We start from the raw sequence: 15,649 nt of genomic DNA, 5'->3' as shown, positions 1-15,649 counted from the left end.
CTTCGTCGCCGATACTCGCTGCTCGATTCCCCTTGCGAAACGGGGGCCGTCCACACATGACTGTCTGATCATGGCCCTCAAAGGCAAGGTGGTTCCCGAACCGGTCGATATCGGCCAGATCGCCGTGCCGGCGTTCGCGCGGCTGCCTGATATCGCATCGCACTTCAGGATGCGTGCCGAGCGCCTGGATGCACTCGCGGCCGACCATCCGCTCGAATCCTATCTGCGCTTTCTCGCCGCGATCGCGCGGGCGCAGCATGATGTGGCACCACATTTGCCGGTCGGCACCCTGCCCGGCAAGGACCACATCGCCTTCTGCCATGCCCACGAGTTTCCGCTGATCGATCGCCTGACCTGGAAGCGCGACGCCTCGTTCGTGGCCGGCGCCCGCGCGCTGGCGGCGGCACTCAAACGTGTCGATATGCCGGAGGCTGCGGCGCAGGCGCTGGCTGCTTTCAGTCATCGCGACGATGCCTCGATCGACGCGCTGGCCGATCGCGTGCTGCGTGAGGCACACGAGGGATGGGAGACCGCCGAAGTGCCATTCGCCGGGGCGGCGCTGGAGCTGCATTTCGCGCGCATGGCGGCGCTGCTCGACCCGGGCGATCCGCAGCCGGTGGAACCGCGCAATCTCTGCCCGGTCTGCGGCGCGCTGGCCGTGGCGTCGATCGTGGATGCGGCGCGTGGCCGGCAAGGCTCGCGCTTCCTGTGCTGCTCCCTGTGCCAGACGCGCTGGAGCTACACGCGCATCCAGTGCGCCCACTGCGTCTCGACCAAGGGTATTGCCTATCAGAACGTCGAGAGCGGGTCGAAGGCGGTGCGGGCCGAGACCTGCGACGAATGCCGCACCTATACCAAGATCCTCTATGTCGAGGAGGACGCCGGCGTTGATCCCATGGCCGACGATCTCGCCAGCCTGATGCTCGATATCCTGGTGTCGGAAGCCGGCTGGGCCCGCGCCTGTCCCAGCTTCTACCTGCTGCCTGAGATCGAGGAGGGCGATCCGGAGCCCCTGACCCGCGGCCATTGATGAAGCCTTCGTGGTTCGACAACCGCACCATGAAGCGGTTAGGTTGCCCTGTTCCTGCCGCGGGCAGGGTCCCGCCGTCTCGCGTGCGAGCTATCCGTGACTGTTGATCTGTCCCGCCTTCCCGCCGTCGACCGAGTTCTCAAGGGTTCCGCCGCGCTGGCGCTGATCGAGCGCTATGGCCGGATGCCGGCCACCGAGGCGGTGCGCGCGGCGCTGGCCGACCTGCGGGTCGCCAAGGCGGTGGCCGACACGGACGGCGTCGTGGCGCTGGCGGCTGACAAGCTGGCGGCGCGCATGGCGCCTTCGCAGCGGCCGATGTTCAATCTCACCGGCACGGTGCTGCATACCAATCTCGGCCGCGCGCTCCTGGCCGATGCCGCCATCGCGGCGATGACCGAGGTGCTGGCGCGTCCGTCCAATCTCGAGTTCAACGTCGCGGGCGGCAGCCGCGGCGAGCGCGATGATCACGTGCGCGGCTGGCTCACGCAGCTGACCGGCGCCGAGGACGCCACCGTCGTCAACAACAACGCTGCCGCCGTGGTGCTGGTGCTGAACACGCTGGCCCAGGGCAAGGCGGTGCCGGTATCGCGCGGTGAGCTGATCGAGATCGGCGGTGCCTTCCGCGTGCCCGACATCATGGCGCGCGCCGGCTGCCGCCTGGTCGAGGTCGGCACCACCAACCGCACGCATCTGCGCGACTTCGAGGCCGCCATCGGTCCCGAGACCGCGATGCTGATGAAGGTGCATCCCTCCAACTATGCCGTGGTCGGTTTCACCAACACGGTGCCCGAGGCCGAGCTCGCGGCGCTGGCGCACAAGCACGGCCTGCCTTTCGCCAACGACCTCGGCAGCGGCCAACTCGTCGATCTCGAGCGCTGGGGCCTGCCGCACGAGCCGACGCCGCGCGAGGCGCTCGCTGCAGGTGCCGACCTCGTCACCTTCAGCGGCGACAAGCTGCTGGGCGGCCCGCAATGCGGCATTGTCGTCGGCCGCAAGGACCTGATTCAGAAGCTCAACAAGAATCCGCTGAAGCGCGCGCTGCGTCTGGACAAGGGACGGTTGGCGGCCCTTGAAGCGACGCTGCGGCTCTATGCCGATCCCGATCGTTTGGCCGAGCGCCTGCCGACCTTGCGCCTGCTGACACGCCCGGCCGCCGATATCGAGGCCGTTGCGCAGCGCATGCTGCCGCTGGTGGCACGCGTGCTGGAAGGCAAGGCCGAGGTCGTGATCGAGGCCTGCCGCAGCCAGATCGGCAGCGGCGCCCTGCCGGTCGATCTGCTGCCCAGCCATGCGCTCTCGATCAAGGCGATGGGGACGAAAAGCGGCGCCGCGGTCGAGCGCCTGGCCGATGCCTTCCGCGCCCTGCCGGTGCCCGTCATCGGCCGCATCGAGGACGATCGCCTGAAGTTCGACCTGCGCTGCCTCGAGGACGAAGCCGGCTTCGCCGAACAACTCGCAGAGCTTGTCTTCCCCCCAGCTTCGCTGGGATCAGGTGGAAGCAAAGCTTCCACCGGGGTGGCCGAGGGCCGGAAAGGGAGCCGACGAGGTCTCAGTAATCAAGATCACGTCGGGTTCCCTCCGCGCACCGACGTTTCGACGCCTCGCGTCGAAACGTCGTATCGGGGCACCTCCCCACTGCGTGGGGAGAAAAAATGAGTCTCCTCGCGCGCCTGATGCGGCGGCCTGCCGTCGAGCCGGTCGACGCGGTGCTGGACCGTGCGCGCCTGGCTTTCGAGGCTGGCGACGTCGAAGCCGCCTTCGCCCTGTGGCACGACCTGGCGCACAAAGGCGTAGCGCGCGCCCAGAGCAATCTCGGCGGCCTGTTCGCCACCGGCAACGGCGTGCCGCGCGACGACGACGAGGCCGTGCGCTGGTTCCGACACGCCGCCGATGCCGGCGACGTGCTGGCGCAGCGCAATCTGGCGCTGATGTATTACGAGGGCCGTGGTACCGATGGCGACCTTACGCAGGCGGCGCATTGGTATGCCCGCGCCGCCGAGGCGGGTGACGCCGAAGCGCAGAACATGCTGAGCTGGATGGCGTGCGAAGGCGTCGGCATGGAGCGGGACTGGCTGTTGGCGCGACGTTGGGCTGAAGCGTCAGCGGCGCAAGGCATTGCCTCGGCCATGTGCCGGCTCGGTCAGATCCATCACAACGCCTGGAGTGTCGAGCGCGATGCGGTGCAGGCGGCACAGTGGTTCGAGAAGGCCGCGCGCCTGGGCGATGCCGAGGCGCAGGCGATGCTGGGCGCCGCCTATCACCTCGGGCTAGGCGTAGCACCCGACCAGATGCTGGCCTGGCGCTGGCTCACGCGCGCCCAGCGCCAGGGCAGCGAGATTGCTGCCGGCTTCCTGGCGCGCGTGAAGCCGATCATTTCGATAGAGCAGACCGCCGAAGCCGAACGCCTGATCGCGGCGGGAGACCAGGCATGAGGTTCTCTCTCCCGGGAGCGCGGGCGTCTCGCCCGCATCAGGTGACAAGTTTGCTTTCGCCTGACGTGAGCGGGCCAGAGGCCCGCGCTCCCAGGGAGCAAAATCCATGATCATCGGCACCGCGGGTCACATCGACCACGGCAAGACCACCCTGGTGCGGGCGTTGACCGGCGTCGATACCGACCGCCTGCCGGAGGAGAAGGCGCGCGGCATCACCATCGATCTCGGCTTCGCCTACCTGCCGCTGGACAACGGCCGTACGCTGGGCTTCGTCGATGTGCCGGGCCACGAGCGCTTCATCCACAACATGCTGGCGGGCGTCGGCGGCATCGACTTCGCGTTGCTCGTCGTGGCGGCCGATGACGGGCCGATGCCGCAGACCCGCGAGCACCTGGCCATCCTGGATCTGCTGGGTGTGACGCGCGGTGTCGTGGCGCTGACCAAGGCGGACCTCGCCGATGCCGACCGGCTGGCGCGGATGGAGGATGAGATCCGGGCGCTGCTCGCCGGCACGACACTGGCCGATGCCGACATCATGCCGGTGTCGGCGCAGAGCGGTACCGGTGTCGCCGACCTGAAGACACGGCTGGAACTGGAGGCGGAGGCCACGGTTGATCGCGCCGCCGACGGCTGGTTCCGCCTGCCCGTCGACCGTTGTTTCACCGTGGCGGGCGCCGGCACGGTGGTGACGGGCACGGTGTTCACCGGCGCGGTGGGGCACGACGATCAGCTGGCGCTGCTCTCCAGCGGCGCGGCGGCGCGCGTGCGCGGCATCCACGCGCAGAACACGCCGTCCAAGACCGGGCGTGCCGGCCAGCGCTGCGCGCTCAACATCGCCGGCCCGCAGATCGCCAAGGATGCGATCCATCGCGGCGACTGGCTGGTATCGGCCGAGTTGCGGCGGCCAACCGATCGCCTCGACATTCGTCTGCGCCTGCTGGCCGACGAGGTACGGCCGCTGCGCCACTGGACGCCGGTTCACTTGCACCTGGGTGCGGCGCATGCCATGGGCCGCGTCGTGTTGCTCGATACCGAAACGCTGGCGCCAGGCGACGCGGCGCTGGCCCAGCTCGTTCTCGAACAGCCGGTGGGTGCCCTGCACGGCGATCGCTTGATCCTGCGCGACCAGTCCGCCCGGCGCACCATGGCCGGCGGCATGGTGCTCGATCCCTGGCCACCGACACGTTTTCGCCGCCGGCCTGACCGGCTGGCGTGGCTGGCGGCATCCGAGGAGTCCGATCCTGCCCGGGCACTGGGCGCATTGGCATCGTTGCCGCCGCACATCATCGATCTGGCCACCGTCGCGCTGGCGCGCAACCTGCGGCCCGCCGCACGTGATGCTGCCGTGGCCGCCGCAGGTCTACGGGCGTTGCCGGCGTCTGACGGTGGCATCTTCGCGTTGGCGCCCGAGCGATGGGCGACGATCGAGGCGGCGGTCGTTCAGACGTTGGGCGCACATCACCAGAAACAGCCCAACAGCGCCGGCCTGGAGCCGGAGCGCTTGCGCGTGGCACTGCCGATGAAGATCGCGGCACCGCCGTTCGCGGCCATCGCGGCGGCGCTGCTGGCGGCCAAGGCGATCGAAGCCGACGGGCCGTGGCTGCGCCTGCCCGGCCACGCCGTGCGCCTGTCGCCCGAGGATGAGAAGCTGTGGGTGCGTATCCAACCGACCTTGGAGGCGGAACGCTTCGGTCCGCCGCGCGTGCGCGATTTTGCCGATCGCGATGGTGTGCCCGAGAACAAGGTGCGCGATCTTCTGCGCCGCCTGAGCCGCATGGGCGTCGTCTGGCAGGTGGCGCCTGATCATTTCTTCCTGCGCGGGCCCGTCATCGAGATGGCGAAGATCACCGCCGACCTCGCGGCCCAGGCCGCTGATGGTCGCTTCAAGGCCGCCGAGTTCCGCGACCGCATCGGCGGCGGCCGCAAGGTGGCGATCCAGATCCTGGAGTTCTTCGATCGCGGCGGCATCACGACCTTGCGTGACCAGGTGCGTGTCGTGAACAAGGATCGCTACGAGCGATTCGTCAAGGGCGCCGGTCCGTCTTAGGAACCTGGGAGCGCGGGCGTCCCGCCCGCATCATGCTGTGTGCCCGACATCACGCATCACTGATGCAGCTGTCATCCCGAGCGGAGCGAGGGATCTTTGCGCGTGACGCACAGCTGCGCCTGCATCGAAAGATCCCTCGCTACACTCGGGATGACAGTCCCGAGTCACACTCGAGCGATAGCGGGTGTCAACTGCGCTGTGCCGTCTGGAGGTCGGTCAGGATCTTGGCGAGACGGTTGGCGTGCGTTTGGAATGCGCTCATCTGCTCGGCGAGCTTCGTGACCGAGGTATCGGACGATTGCAGCGCCTTGTTGAGGTTGGCGTGGGCCTTGACGAGTTCCTTCAGAACCGCGTCCGGTGTGGCCTCGTTCCTCAGGAACGAGTCATAGGCCTCGGCGGCGGCCGTGACCCTTTCGAGGTTCTCTCGCGTGCTCCTGGCACGGAACGCGGCACGCCGCGCGGCGACGACATCGGCCATGTGCGCCTGCATCGCCACAGTTGCCTGCTGCACGGCAGCACCGAACGCGGCGTCGGCTTTTGCCAGTACGGGATCGGCGCGCGATACCGCCTGCTTCAAGGCATCGAACCTGATCCACCCGATGGTGGCGAATGACGATCGCTCATAGCCGGTGGGCGATGATGCGCTCTCGCCCGGCATCAGGGCTGCAATCTTGGCGACGGAGGCGCCGCTGGCGCTGAGATTCCTGTCGACGGTCGCGGCCGTGTCGGCTGTGGCGATCGCATTCAGGCTCTCGGTGTACTTGGAAACCGCCGCCATGAACGTGACCACCCGGCGCAACTCGCTGGCGGTTGATGATACCGCTGGGCTGGGATCATCCTGCGGCTGATAGAGCGGACTGGGATCACCCTGTTGCTGATCGAAGACCAGCCGGCAGCGCGTCGATGTCGGACCGCATTCGCCCGCCAGCGAGCGCACGCGGTATGGCGCGGCGACAGCGCTGTTGCGGGTACTGTCCTCCTGCGCCGCGATGATACCCCTGCTGTAGCTCGCCAGTGCAGCCTGGGCGTCGGATGTCGCTGTCGCGAACGTGCCGATGGGCTTTTCGTATTGAGGGGCGGCGCAAGCGGTCGCTGCGAATACGGTGACCAGAGCGATCACCGTCCGAATCTTCCTGGGATGCGTGTCCATGTGGTCCTGCGTGGGTCGACATCGCTTGTCTTGAAGGGCCCGGATGACGGTTCTTGATCGTGCTGCGCCTGATGTTGTTGGCACTGCACGATTGAATGCAGACGGCTGCACGCAGAGCTGTGATCCGAAGAGTCCCCGATGCCATCTGGTGACTGGGTCAATGCGAGTCAACGGCACGACGGTTTCATTTGAATGATTCACGTCTCTGCAGTGCTGCGCGTCGTCTTATGGTTGCACACCGTATTTCCGCATCTTGGCGGCGATATTGCGATCGATCGCTGCCGCCGCCGTCATGTCGGTTCTGGCTGCCGCGGTATCGCCCTTGCGCAGCCGCGCGATGCCGCGGCTGTAGAGTGACACGGCACGCCGTGCATCGACGGTGAGCGCGCTCGTATAGTCGACGATGGCGTCATCCAGGCGGCCAAGCTTCAGCAGGGCAAAGCCGCGGCTGTCCAAGGCATTGGGGTCATTGGGGCGCAGTTTCAGCGATTCAGTGCAATCTGTCAGTGCCGCCTCGAGTTGACCCACCAAGGCCCGCGCAGAGCAAAGGCCATGCCAGGTGACGGCGTTCTTAGGATCGAGCTTCGTCGCTGCACTGAAGTCCTGGATGCTGCGCTCGTATTCGCCCCGGCGATAGTAGACGTCGCCGCGGTCCTTGAAGGCCACCGCGAAATCCGGCGCGATCCGGATTGCCTGGCTGTAGTCCTGGATGGCGCGATCGAGCTGTCCCTTGCTGGCGTAGACATCGCCTCGGTTCTTGAAGGCGATCACGAAAGCCGGATCGCGCTTGATCGCCTCGTCATAGTCCTGGATGGCGCGATCAAACTGACCCTTGCCTCTGTAGATGTTGCCGCGGTTGTTGAACGCGACGGCAAAATCCGGCTTGAGCCTGATCGCCTGATCGTAGTCCTGCGTGGCGCGGTCGTCCTGGCCCTTGCGCTTGTAGGCGCGGCCGCGGTTGTAGAACGCCTCGGCATAGTCCGGCTTCAGCTTGATCGCCTGGTCGTAATCCCGGATGGCCTGGTCAGTGTCGCCCTTGCCGTCATAGGCAACGCCGCGGCCATTGAAGGCCATGGCGAAATCCGATTGCAGCGTGAGAGCCTGCGTGAAGTCCTGGATGGCGCGGTCGTAGTCACCCATGCTGCTGTAGGCATCGCCACGGTTATAGAAGGCCAGCGCACTGGCGGGCTGAAGGCGGATCGCCTGGGTGTATTCATCGATGGCGCGATCGTAGGCACCTTTGCGGGCATGATCGGCGCCGCGCTCGATGTGCGCCTGGACCTGGCGCGCCTGCGCGTCATTACCCGCCGGCTTTGCGTCGGAAGGCGGTGATGCCGACGTTGCGGTCTGCGGGCGCGCCGCCGCGTCCGCGCCGTGCTGCTTGCTTTCGGCGTCGGTGCGGGCGCGGGCCTCGGCCTCGCGTCGCGCGGCGGCTTCCTCGGCCTGGCGCCGCGCCGCGAGATCGGCCTCGGCCTTTTCCGCCGCGGCTTTGCGTTCTGCATCTTCTACGGCCCTGCGCTCAACCTCCTGCCGGACCAGCGCGTCCTGCCTCTGCTGCCAGAGGTGGACGCCGCCGCCGGCGGCACCGGCCGCGGCCACAGCGGCCGCCAGACCGGCGAGCCACCACCCTCGCGTCCTCTTCTTCGGACCGTTGGCGGCAATCGGTGTTGCAAGGCGCACCGTGGGGCCGCTCGATTCGCCCGACAGGATGCGCCGCCACTGGCCGATCGTCTGCGGCCGATCGGCGGCCTTCAACTTCAAGGCCCAGTCGATCGCCGCCAGTAGTCCCGGCGCCAGCTGGCCCTTGGCGGCCTGCGTCGCCGGCACCAGCGCATCGTCGATCATGCGATCGCTGGCCGCCGGCGGCAGGCGACCCGTGGCGCAATGATAGAGCGTTGCACCCAGTGCGTAGATATCGGTCCATGGTCCTTGATGCGCCGACGTGAACTGCTCGAACGCGGCGTAACCCGGCGTGTAGATTGCCGTCATGGCCTGCGTGCGACCGTGCAGGGCGACGCGCGCCGCGCCGAAGTCGATCAGGGTCGGATGACCGGTGCGATCGATCAGGATGTTGGCCGGTTTGATGTCGCGGTGCAGGAAGCCGGCTTCGTGCACGCGCTCCAGGCCGTCGAGCAGGGGGTAGAGGAGTCGTTCGATGACGGGTTGCGGCAGTTGCCGCTCGCGCCGCAGGCGCATCTCCAACGTATCGCCCGCCACCAGCTCCATGACCATGTAGGCCGTGCCGTTGACTTCGAGGAAATCGTAGACGTTGACGACGCCCACGGCTTTTTCGAGGCGTGCCAGCGTGCGGGCTTCGGCGAGGAAGCGTTCGCGGCCCCAGCGGAAATCCTCGGCAACGCGTGTCGAGCGCGGCAGGACCGAATGATCGTTCTGTCGCGCGGCGAAGTACATCGGCATGTACTCCTTGATCGCCACCGCGCGATCGAGCTGCGTGTCGTGCGCCTGATAGGTAATGCCGAAGGCGCCCTGGCCCAGCACCGCCACGATGCGGTACTTGCCGACGGCCGTGTCGGGCGCCAGCGGGTTGAGGCTGTCCGCGGGCGTGTCGCTGGCAGCGGCCGGGTGTTGGGGAGGCGCTGGCGTCGGCACGGCCCACGCTGCATCCCGATTGTCCATTCGATCGTACCCCGTCGGGTTGCCGATTATTTCTTTCCGTTGAGATGTAGTGCGATTTCGTGCGTTGAAAACGGGGGAGCGCATAAACGATCGTTGATGTCGTCAACCTGCACAGAGAGAGTGGTTTTGTTGGCGCCTGTGACGCTGATGCGGCGGGCAATTTTGCCTATCGGTGAAAGCAGGCATCGGTCTCACCACGCATCGTGCGCGCATGCACAGTGCGGTAAGCGCGGTCGGGCAGCACTGCTTGCGCTGTGGCAGAGCTGTGATCACCAGCCGCGCGATCTTGCATCAGGCGGACATCATGAAAATCACCCGTGTTCATGCCACGCCTCTGAACCTGCCGGTGACCGTCACGGTCTCGGGTCGAACCAAGACCACCGCGCTCTTACTGTGGCTGGTCGATATCGAGTGTGATGACGGCCACGTCGGCACCGGCGCTCGTGAACCTCGATGCGATACGCCACGAGCCGACGTGCTGCCCGGCTTCAATGCAACGCCGCGTCTGTTCGTCGTCGCGCCTGCGGGACGCCGGCCACGATCGTCGCGCATCTGGGCGATGCGATCCAAAGCGTGATGGCCACCCCCGACCTGGCGGGCCTCGCGGCGGCCCGGGGCGCCGTGCCGGCCTATGCGAGTGCGGCGGCTCTGGCGGCGGAGATACCCCATGAGTCGCAGAAGTGGGGCGCCATCGCCCGACAACACAAGATCACGACCGATTGAGCCCTGCTGCTGCGCACAAGCGCTTGGTCAAAAGCACCGGCCCATCGTACAGTCCGTGCGCCAATGGGGAAGGGAAACGCTTCCGGTGGGGCGGCTGGACTTCAAATCCAGTAAGGGCCGTTGGACGGTTCTTCGTGGGTTCGACTCCCACTCTCTTCCGCCAATGGCTACTCGATGCCCAGGCGCGGCGGCAGCGCGATTGTCCGCGACCATCCCGTACCCCATATTGGGGGAAACGGAGGTTCCATATGGCGGACTATCGCAAGACGGACGAAGCGATCGCGGCGCTGACGCCCGAGCAGTTTCACGTCACCCAGCACAGCGGCACCGAGCGGCCGGGGAGCGGCGAACATCTCCACAACAAGGAGCCGGGTATCTACGTCGACATCGTCTCGGGGGAGCCGCTCTTTGCTTCGACGGACAAATACGAGTCGGGCTGCGGCTGGCCGAGCTTCACCAAGCCGATCGAGCCCGCCAACGTTGCCGAGCTGCGCGACACCTCGCATGGCATGATCCGCGTCGAAGTGCGTTCGTCCCATGGCGACAGCCATCTGGGGCATGTTTTTCCTGATGGCCCGCGCGATCGCGGCGGCCTGCGTTACTGCATCAATTCGGCGTCGCTGCGTTTCATCCATCGCAACGACATGGAAGCGCAGGGCTATGGTGCCTATCTCGACCAGGTCAAGACGCCGGCCTGACCGCGATCCCACGGCCGGTTCTGCTGGACGAACCGGCCCTCAACAGGCAACGACGGGGCGCCTGGCTTTGCGTTAAGCTGCGGCACCATGCGCACGCCCCATCGATCGCTCTGCCGCCGCTCGTTGCTCTCGCTGGTCACGGCACTGGCCGTGACACCCGCCGCGGCGCAGGCGTGGCCGGCCAAGGCCGTGCGCATCATCGTGCCGTTTGCCCCCGGCGGCTCGGGTGACATCACCGCGCGCCTGGTCGGCAAATACATCGAGGACAAGACCGGCCAGCCCTTCGTGGTGGAGAACAAGCCGGGCGCCAACGGCATCGTCGGCGTACTGGCGGTCAAGGGGTCGGCGCCGGACGGCTACACGCTGATGCTGGCCACGACCTCGACCAACGCCGCCAACATCCACATGTACAAGGATCCTGGATACGACCCGGAGAAGGATTTCCAGGTCGTCGGCATCATCGGCTCCAGCGGCGCCTTTCTCGTCGTGCCGGCCAGCAGCCCGTTCAAGTCCGTGGCCGATCTGCTCGCTCACGCCAAGGCCAATCCGGGCAAGCTCAACTTCGGTTACTTCAACGCCAGCTCGCAGGTGCCGTCGGAGGTGCTGGCCAAACGGGCTGGCGTGGAATGGCAGGGCGTGGCCTACAAGGCGATCGGTACCGCCTGGACCGATCTCTATGCCGGCGCCATCGACTTCATGTTCGTCGATCTGACCGCAGCCCGTGGTCAGGTCGTCGACAGCAAGGCACGGCCGCTCGCGATCTCATTGCCGCAGCGCAGCCCGCTCTATCCCGACGTGCCGGCCTTGTCCGAGACGTTTCCGGATTTCAGCACGACGGGCTTCCTGGCGATCGCCGTGCCGCGCGCCGTGCCCGACGACATCAAGCAGACGCTGAATGGCCTGATCAATGAGGCGATCCTGTCGCCGGCCATCAACAAGCGGCTGGTCGAGGAGTTTGCGCTGACGCCGCGCAAGCTCGATCTCGCGCAGTGCGCTGAGCAAGACCGCGCCGAGCGCGCGAAATGGGCCGAGTACGTGAAGATCGCGCGTATCGAGCCACAGTAGGCACGGGCGAGATCGATAGCCGCCGTCCCGCACGCGGGAAGACATTCCTAGCGGCAGCGTTTCGTGCTGCCGGGGTCCCCCACTGCCAAATGGTAGTATCGCGCCTGTGCCGCTTGGCTAGGCTGGGCGCTCGCTTGTCCCTTTGATGGCATGCGCTGTTTGCCCGATGACGTCACGCTGGAGCACCGCATGTTCGAACAGCATTTCAAGCTGAAGATCTCACCCCAGGGATTGGCTCCGTCAGCAGCCCGGCGTTACGAAGCCGCTGTTCGCTCGGATCTGTATAGAATCCATGGCAGCGCCAGCGGCAAGATCCTTCTTCGTGCAATCAGTTACTGGTCGATCACGATCCCCATCATCCCCGAGAGTGAAGACCAGGTTTGCAATGCCGAGGTCGAGAAAGAGCCCGAGCCGGGGACTAACATTCTGAAACCCACCGTGCGCTACACGCCGGGTCGCTATGGAGCCCAGGGGTCATGCGGGCGTGCAACGGGCAGCTTGGGCGTGGACCTGCGGGGGTTGGGTGAGAAGACGCTGTTCCACGAATTGGTTCACGCGTTCCGCACTGTCTCCAAGAGCGTACATCAGAGATACAGGTTCTTCCGTACGCATGGCGGGTTGTACGGGTACAGCAACTCTGAAGAGTTGATTGCGATCGTCGCGACAAACATCTTCGCTTCCGAGCGCGGTTACGCGTTGCGCTTCGATCACCGTACGGCCGATCCGCCACCGCGGGAACTGAACGGTTCGTTCGAGTTTTTCGCCACCAGTGCTCAGGCATTTCTCGCCATCGAGAAATTCTGCAAGGAAAACGCCTGGTTCACCAAGGCCCTTTCCGGCGTATCGGCTGCGTACAATCCGCTGGCAGCGTACTACAAGGACCCCAAGAGGGCGCTTGCGTATTCGCGCAAGACGTCGGCGTTGGAGCGCGACACGCATGGGTATGAAGAGGAGGTGTTCAAAAAGCTGCAAGAAGAACGCAATAGACCGAAGCCTCCTTGACGGCGATATCCAGAACAATCCGTCGTGCCGGGCATCGGCCATCGTCTTGTTTGGCAGAGGGTGCGTACCGCCTGCGCAGGCTTCAGTTCGTCAGCGCTGCGGCATGTCGGCGTCGGTGTAGATCAGGTGGGCGCGCGCCGCGTCGGGGATGGGCGGCATCTCGGCTTCCCAGCGCGCGAAGGCGTCGGCCATCGCGGCGTGCCGTGCCGGCTCGACCGCCTTCTGGTTGGCGCGTTCGCGTGCGTCACGCGCCACGTTGAACAGGTAGTCGTTCTCGTCGACCTGCAGCCACTTCCAGTCGCCGTGACGATAGGCCTTCTGCTGCCGGTGCTTCATGCGCCAGAAGAGGTGGCGCTCGATCACCTGGCTCGGCGTGGCAAAGACAGGCCGCAGCGACAGCCCATCGAGCGGAAAGTCGGGATGCGGCGCCACACCCGCGATATCCAGCATCGTCGCTGCCCAGTCCATCGTCATGCAGTGCTGGTGCGTGACGCCGGGCCGGATGCCGGCCGGCCAGCGCGCGATCGTGGGTACGCGGATGCCGCCCTCGGTCAGGTCCATCTTGCCGCCGACCAGGGGCCAGTTGTCGGAGAAACGCTCGCCGCCGTTGTCGCTGGTGAACACGACCAGTGTGTTGTCGGCCTGTCCGCTGTCGGCCAGCGCGGCGAGCACCCCGCCGATGCCCTCGTCCATGTGGTGGATCATGCGCTGGTAGGTGGCGATGTCGCCGCCCTGCAGGTGGGCGATGCGGCCGACCAGCGAGCCGGCCAGATGTTCGTCGTCGCGGGTCTCCCACGGCCAGTGCGGCGCCGTGTAGTGCAGGCTGAGCAGGAAGGGCTGCCGGTCCTCGCCGCAGCGGCGCACGAAGCGGCTCGCCGCATCGGACAGCAGGTCGGTGAGATAGCCGTGCGCCGTCACCGGCTCGCCGTTGCGCCAGAGGTCGGGCTTGCCGGTCAGGTCGGTGTGCGTGAAGTAGTCGACGCCACCGGACATCGGGCCGAAGTGCTCGTCATAGCCGCTCAGCAGCGGCCCGAAATGCGGGGCATAGCCCAGGTGCCACTTGCCGATCAGCGCCGTGCGATAGCCGGCGCCGCGCAGCAGCGAGGGCAGCGTTGGATGCTCGGGCGGCAGGCCCACCACCTTGTCGCCGCGGTAGCGCCCGGTCAGCGGCTCTTCCGCCGCGCCGCGCAGGCGGTACTGATAGCGCCCGGTGATCAGCGCGAAGCGGGTCGGCGAGCACACCGGCGAATTGGCGTAGCCCTGCGTGAAGCGCAACCCGTCGGCCGCCATGCGATCGAGATGGGGCGACACCGGTGCGCGGCCGCCATAGCAGCCGAGATCGGCGTGGCCGAGATCGTCGGCCAGGATGAAGATGAAGTTGGTGGGCATGGTCAATCGGCCTTCATGCCGGCGGCCTTGATCGGCCCGGCATAGCGTTCGCGCGTGGCATCGAGCCGCGCCGCTACGGCACTGCCGGTGTCCTGCGTCGGGTGGAGATCGAGCTGCGCCAGCCGGCTTTGCAGCTCGGGTTTGGCCATCGCGGCCAGCAAGGCTGCCGTCAGCCGTTGCACCACCGGCTCCGGAGTCGCCGCCGGCACCATCGCGACGTACGACACCTCGATCTCGACGTCGGGCAGGCCGGCTTCGGCCGCGGTGGGTACCTGCGGCAGCAACGCCGAGCGGACGCGGCTGGTCACCAGCACCGGCGCGATACGGTTGGCCTGCATGTGCGGCAGCATGCCCGGTGTCGCCAGCACGCCGGCGTTGACCTCGCCGGCGACGACGGCGCCCACGGCCTGCGCGTTGCCCTTGTAGGGGACATGGATGGTCTTGATGCCCGCCTTCTCTCTCAGGATGGCGGCGGCGAGATGGCCGGGGGAACCGTTGCCGCCCGAGGCGAAGGTCATGTCGCCGGACCGGCCTTTGGCGATGAACTGCGGCGCGGTCGTGATGCCGACGCTGGGATGCGTGCCCAGGGCAAGACCGGATACGGCCAGCAGCACCAGCGGCTTGAAGTCGGCCAGCACGAACGGCGGCTTGGGATCGAGGCTGGGACCGACGGTGAACGGCGTGTCGATCGAGAACAGGATCGTGTGGCCATCGGCGGCGCCCTTGGCCACCACATTGGCGCCGATCACGCCGCCGGCGCCGGCGCGGTTGTCGACCACGAAGGGCTGGCCCAGCGCCGCCGCCATGTCCTGGGCCACCGACCGCGCCACGATGTCGAGCGGTCCACCCGGTGTGAAGTTGACCACGATGGTGACCGGCCGTGACGGGAAGCCAGCCTGTGCCGCGGCCGGGACGATGCCGCCCGGGCACAGGATCAAGGCCAGCCCCAGTGCCATGCGAGCGCCCACGGTCGCGATCGATGCCGTCACGGCACGGGCCTCCCTTTGACGTTGCCGGCGAAGTGTCTCATGTGAGGCGGCCTAGCGAAACGCCTGTCGCAGGGGTGGGGTAAAAGCCGACACCAGGATGGCACCCCAGAGTCCGGCGACAATGGCATCCAGGGACACGTCCAGCCCGGACGACAAAAACGGCCCGAAGAACGGCAGCGCGATCAGCTCCGCCAACGTCAGGAGCGCAGCCAGCCACAGGCCCCACCGCCGCAGCCGGTACAGCCCGACCAGCGCGGCGATGATGGCGGCCATGATGACCGCGGCGACGGCGGCCAGGACGGCGGTGTCCTGATGATGCAGGAACGTCATCGACTCCTGGTCATAAAGCTCCGCCAGCTGCTCTGATACTGGCGGTGGCAGCAGCACGCCGGCCACGCCCAGGACGACGAGCGACACGACATAGGCTGCCACCAGGAAACGAAAGCCGGTCGGGGACATCGAGTCTTCTCCGTTTGACGGTGGAACG

14 protein-coding genes and 1 tRNA gene are annotated in these 15,649 nt (G+C 66.8%); 10 read left to right on the top strand and 5 right to left on the bottom strand.

Going from position 1 to position 15,649, the window contains the following annotated elements:
• The first annotated feature begins 70 nt into the window (after positions 1 to 70).
• The 4 genes from fdhE (at position 71) to selB (ending at position 5,509) form a co-directional block, all read left to right on the top strand.
• On the top strand, positions 71 to 1,030 hold the full coding sequence (fdhE, locus tag FQU96_RS41025) for a formate dehydrogenase accessory protein FdhE (RefSeq protein WP_146547229.1): 960 nt from the start codon (positions 71 to 73) through the stop codon (positions 1,028 to 1,030).
• 96 nt (positions 1,031 to 1,126) lie between these two features.
• The gene (selA, locus tag FQU96_RS41020) at positions 1,127 to 2,686 is read left to right on the top strand and encodes an L-seryl-tRNA(Sec) selenium transferase (protein ID WP_146547228.1); all 1,560 of its coding nucleotides are present in this window, start codon (positions 1,127 to 1,129) and stop codon (positions 2,684 to 2,686) included.
• Complete coding sequence (locus FQU96_RS41015) at positions 2,683 to 3,462, top strand: tetratricopeptide repeat protein (protein WP_255468869.1); 780 nt, start codon at positions 2,683 to 2,685, stop codon at positions 3,460 to 3,462. Before selA ends, FQU96_RS41015 begins: the two co-directional genes overlap by 4 nt.
• A gap of 106 nt (positions 3,463 to 3,568) precedes the next feature.
• Positions 3,569 to 5,509: a selenocysteine-specific translation elongation factor gene (gene selB, locus FQU96_RS41010; protein WP_146547227.1), complete on the top strand. Its 1,941-nt coding sequence runs from the start codon at positions 3,569 to 3,571 to the stop codon at positions 5,507 to 5,509.
• Positions 5,510 to 5,696: 187 nt separating this feature from the next.
• On the opposite strand, the gene FQU96_RS41005 is transcribed toward selB, so the two are convergent.
• Entirely contained in the window at positions 5,697 to 6,659 is a 963-nt protein-coding gene (locus FQU96_RS41005; protein WP_146547226.1) for a hypothetical protein, read from the bottom strand.
• 225 nt (positions 6,660 to 6,884) lie between these two features.
• The gene (locus FQU96_RS41000) at positions 6,885 to 9,296 is read right to left on the bottom strand and encodes a serine/threonine-protein kinase (RefSeq protein WP_178131162.1); all 2,412 of its coding nucleotides are present in this window, start codon (positions 9,294 to 9,296) and stop codon (positions 6,885 to 6,887) included.
• Positions 9,297 to 9,561: 265 nt separating this feature from the next.
• On the opposite strand from FQU96_RS41000, the gene FQU96_RS42415 reads away from it, so the two are divergent.
• The 6 genes from FQU96_RS42415 to FQU96_RS40975 all read left to right on the top strand — a co-directional run bounded on the left by FQU96_RS42415 (position 9,562) and on the right by FQU96_RS40975 (position 12,784).
• A complete protein-coding gene (locus FQU96_RS42415) occupies positions 9,562 to 9,873 on the top strand; it encodes a hypothetical protein (protein WP_178131161.1) in 312 nt (103 codons plus the stop codon).
• A complete protein-coding gene (locus FQU96_RS42410; protein ID WP_178131159.1) occupies positions 9,873 to 10,019 on the top strand; it encodes a hypothetical protein in 147 nt (48 codons plus the stop codon). The genes FQU96_RS42415 and FQU96_RS42410 overlap by 1 nt, the downstream gene beginning before the upstream one ends.
• A 67-nt stretch (positions 10,020 to 10,086) precedes the next feature.
• Positions 10,087 to 10,182: transfer RNA gene (locus FQU96_RS40990), tRNA-Sec, on the top strand.
• Between the two features lie 85 nt (positions 10,183 to 10,267).
• A complete protein-coding gene (gene msrB / locus FQU96_RS40985) occupies positions 10,268 to 10,717 on the top strand; it encodes a peptide-methionine (R)-S-oxide reductase MsrB (RefSeq protein ID WP_146547223.1) in 450 nt (149 codons plus the stop codon).
• Positions 10,718 to 10,804: 87 nt separating this feature from the next.
• Positions 10,805 to 11,782, top strand: a complete 978-nt coding sequence (locus tag FQU96_RS40980; RefSeq protein WP_146547222.1) for a tripartite tricarboxylate transporter substrate binding protein — start codon at positions 10,805 to 10,807, stop codon at positions 11,780 to 11,782.
• 189 nt (positions 11,783 to 11,971) lie between these two features.
• On the top strand, positions 11,972 to 12,784 hold the full coding sequence (locus tag FQU96_RS40975; RefSeq protein ID WP_146547221.1) for a hypothetical protein: 813 nt from the start codon (positions 11,972 to 11,974) through the stop codon (positions 12,782 to 12,784).
• Between the two features lie 90 nt (positions 12,785 to 12,874).
• Here FQU96_RS40975 and FQU96_RS40970 read toward each other — a convergent pair whose 3' ends face one another.
• Genes FQU96_RS40970 through FQU96_RS40960 form a run of 3 tightly spaced genes read right to left on the bottom strand, consistent with a single transcriptional unit; the run spans position 12,875 to position 15,621 of the window.
• Entirely contained in the window at positions 12,875 to 14,173 is a 1,299-nt protein-coding gene (locus FQU96_RS40970; RefSeq protein WP_178131164.1) for a sulfatase, read from the bottom strand.
• 2 nt (positions 14,174 to 14,175) lie between these two features.
• Positions 14,176 to 15,162 carry a tripartite tricarboxylate transporter substrate binding protein gene (locus FQU96_RS40965; RefSeq protein WP_218575075.1) on the bottom strand — a complete coding sequence of 329 codons (987 nt, stop codon included), beginning with the start codon at positions 15,160 to 15,162 and terminating at the stop codon, positions 14,176 to 14,178.
• Between the two features lie 51 nt (positions 15,163 to 15,213).
• The gene (locus tag FQU96_RS40960) at positions 15,214 to 15,621 is read right to left on the bottom strand and encodes a hypothetical protein (protein WP_146547219.1); all 408 of its coding nucleotides are present in this window, start codon (positions 15,619 to 15,621) and stop codon (positions 15,214 to 15,216) included.
• Positions 15,622 to 15,649: the final 28 nt, after the last annotated feature.

The sequence above is a fragment of the Reyranella sp. CPCC 100927 genome (assembly GCF_007859315.1).
GTDB lineage: Bacteria > Pseudomonadota > Alphaproteobacteria > Reyranellales > Reyranellaceae > Vineibacter.
The sequence above is the reverse complement of the archived record's forward strand: the minus strand, read 5'-3'. Positions and strand labels throughout refer to the sequence as shown.

Excerpts from the sequence above, each read along its gene's own strand:
- fdhE (WP_146547229.1), top strand. The coding sequence starts at position 71 with ATGGCCCTCAAAGGCAAGGTGGTTCCCGAACCGGTCGATATCGGCCAG.
- FQU96_RS40980 (WP_146547222.1), top strand. The coding sequence starts at position 10,805 with ATGCGCACGCCCCATCGATCGCTCTGCCGCCGCTCGTTGCTCTCGCTG.
- FQU96_RS41000 (WP_178131162.1), bottom strand. The coding sequence starts at position 9,296 with ATGGACAATCGGGATGCAGCGTGGGCCGTGCCGACGCCAGCGCCTCCC.
- FQU96_RS41005 (WP_146547226.1), bottom strand. The coding sequence starts at position 6,659 with ATGGACACGCATCCCAGGAAGATTCGGACGGTGATCGCTCTGGTCACC.
- FQU96_RS40975 (WP_146547221.1), top strand. The coding sequence starts at position 11,972 with ATGTTCGAACAGCATTTCAAGCTGAAGATCTCACCCCAGGGATTGGCT.
- FQU96_RS42410 (WP_178131159.1), top strand. The coding sequence starts at position 9,873 with ATGGCCACCCCCGACCTGGCGGGCCTCGCGGCGGCCCGGGGCGCCGTG.
- FQU96_RS40970 (WP_178131164.1), bottom strand. The coding sequence starts at position 14,173 with ATGCCCACCAACTTCATCTTCATCCTGGCCGACGATCTCGGCCACGCC.
- selB (WP_146547227.1), top strand. The coding sequence starts at position 3,569 with ATGATCATCGGCACCGCGGGTCACATCGACCACGGCAAGACCACCCTG.
- msrB (WP_146547223.1), top strand. The coding sequence starts at position 10,268 with ATGGCGGACTATCGCAAGACGGACGAAGCGATCGCGGCGCTGACGCCC.
- FQU96_RS40960 (WP_146547219.1), bottom strand. The coding sequence starts at position 15,621 with ATGTCCCCGACCGGCTTTCGTTTCCTGGTGGCAGCCTATGTCGTGTCG.
- FQU96_RS41015 (WP_255468869.1), top strand. The coding sequence starts at position 2,683 with ATGAGTCTCCTCGCGCGCCTGATGCGGCGGCCTGCCGTCGAGCCGGTC.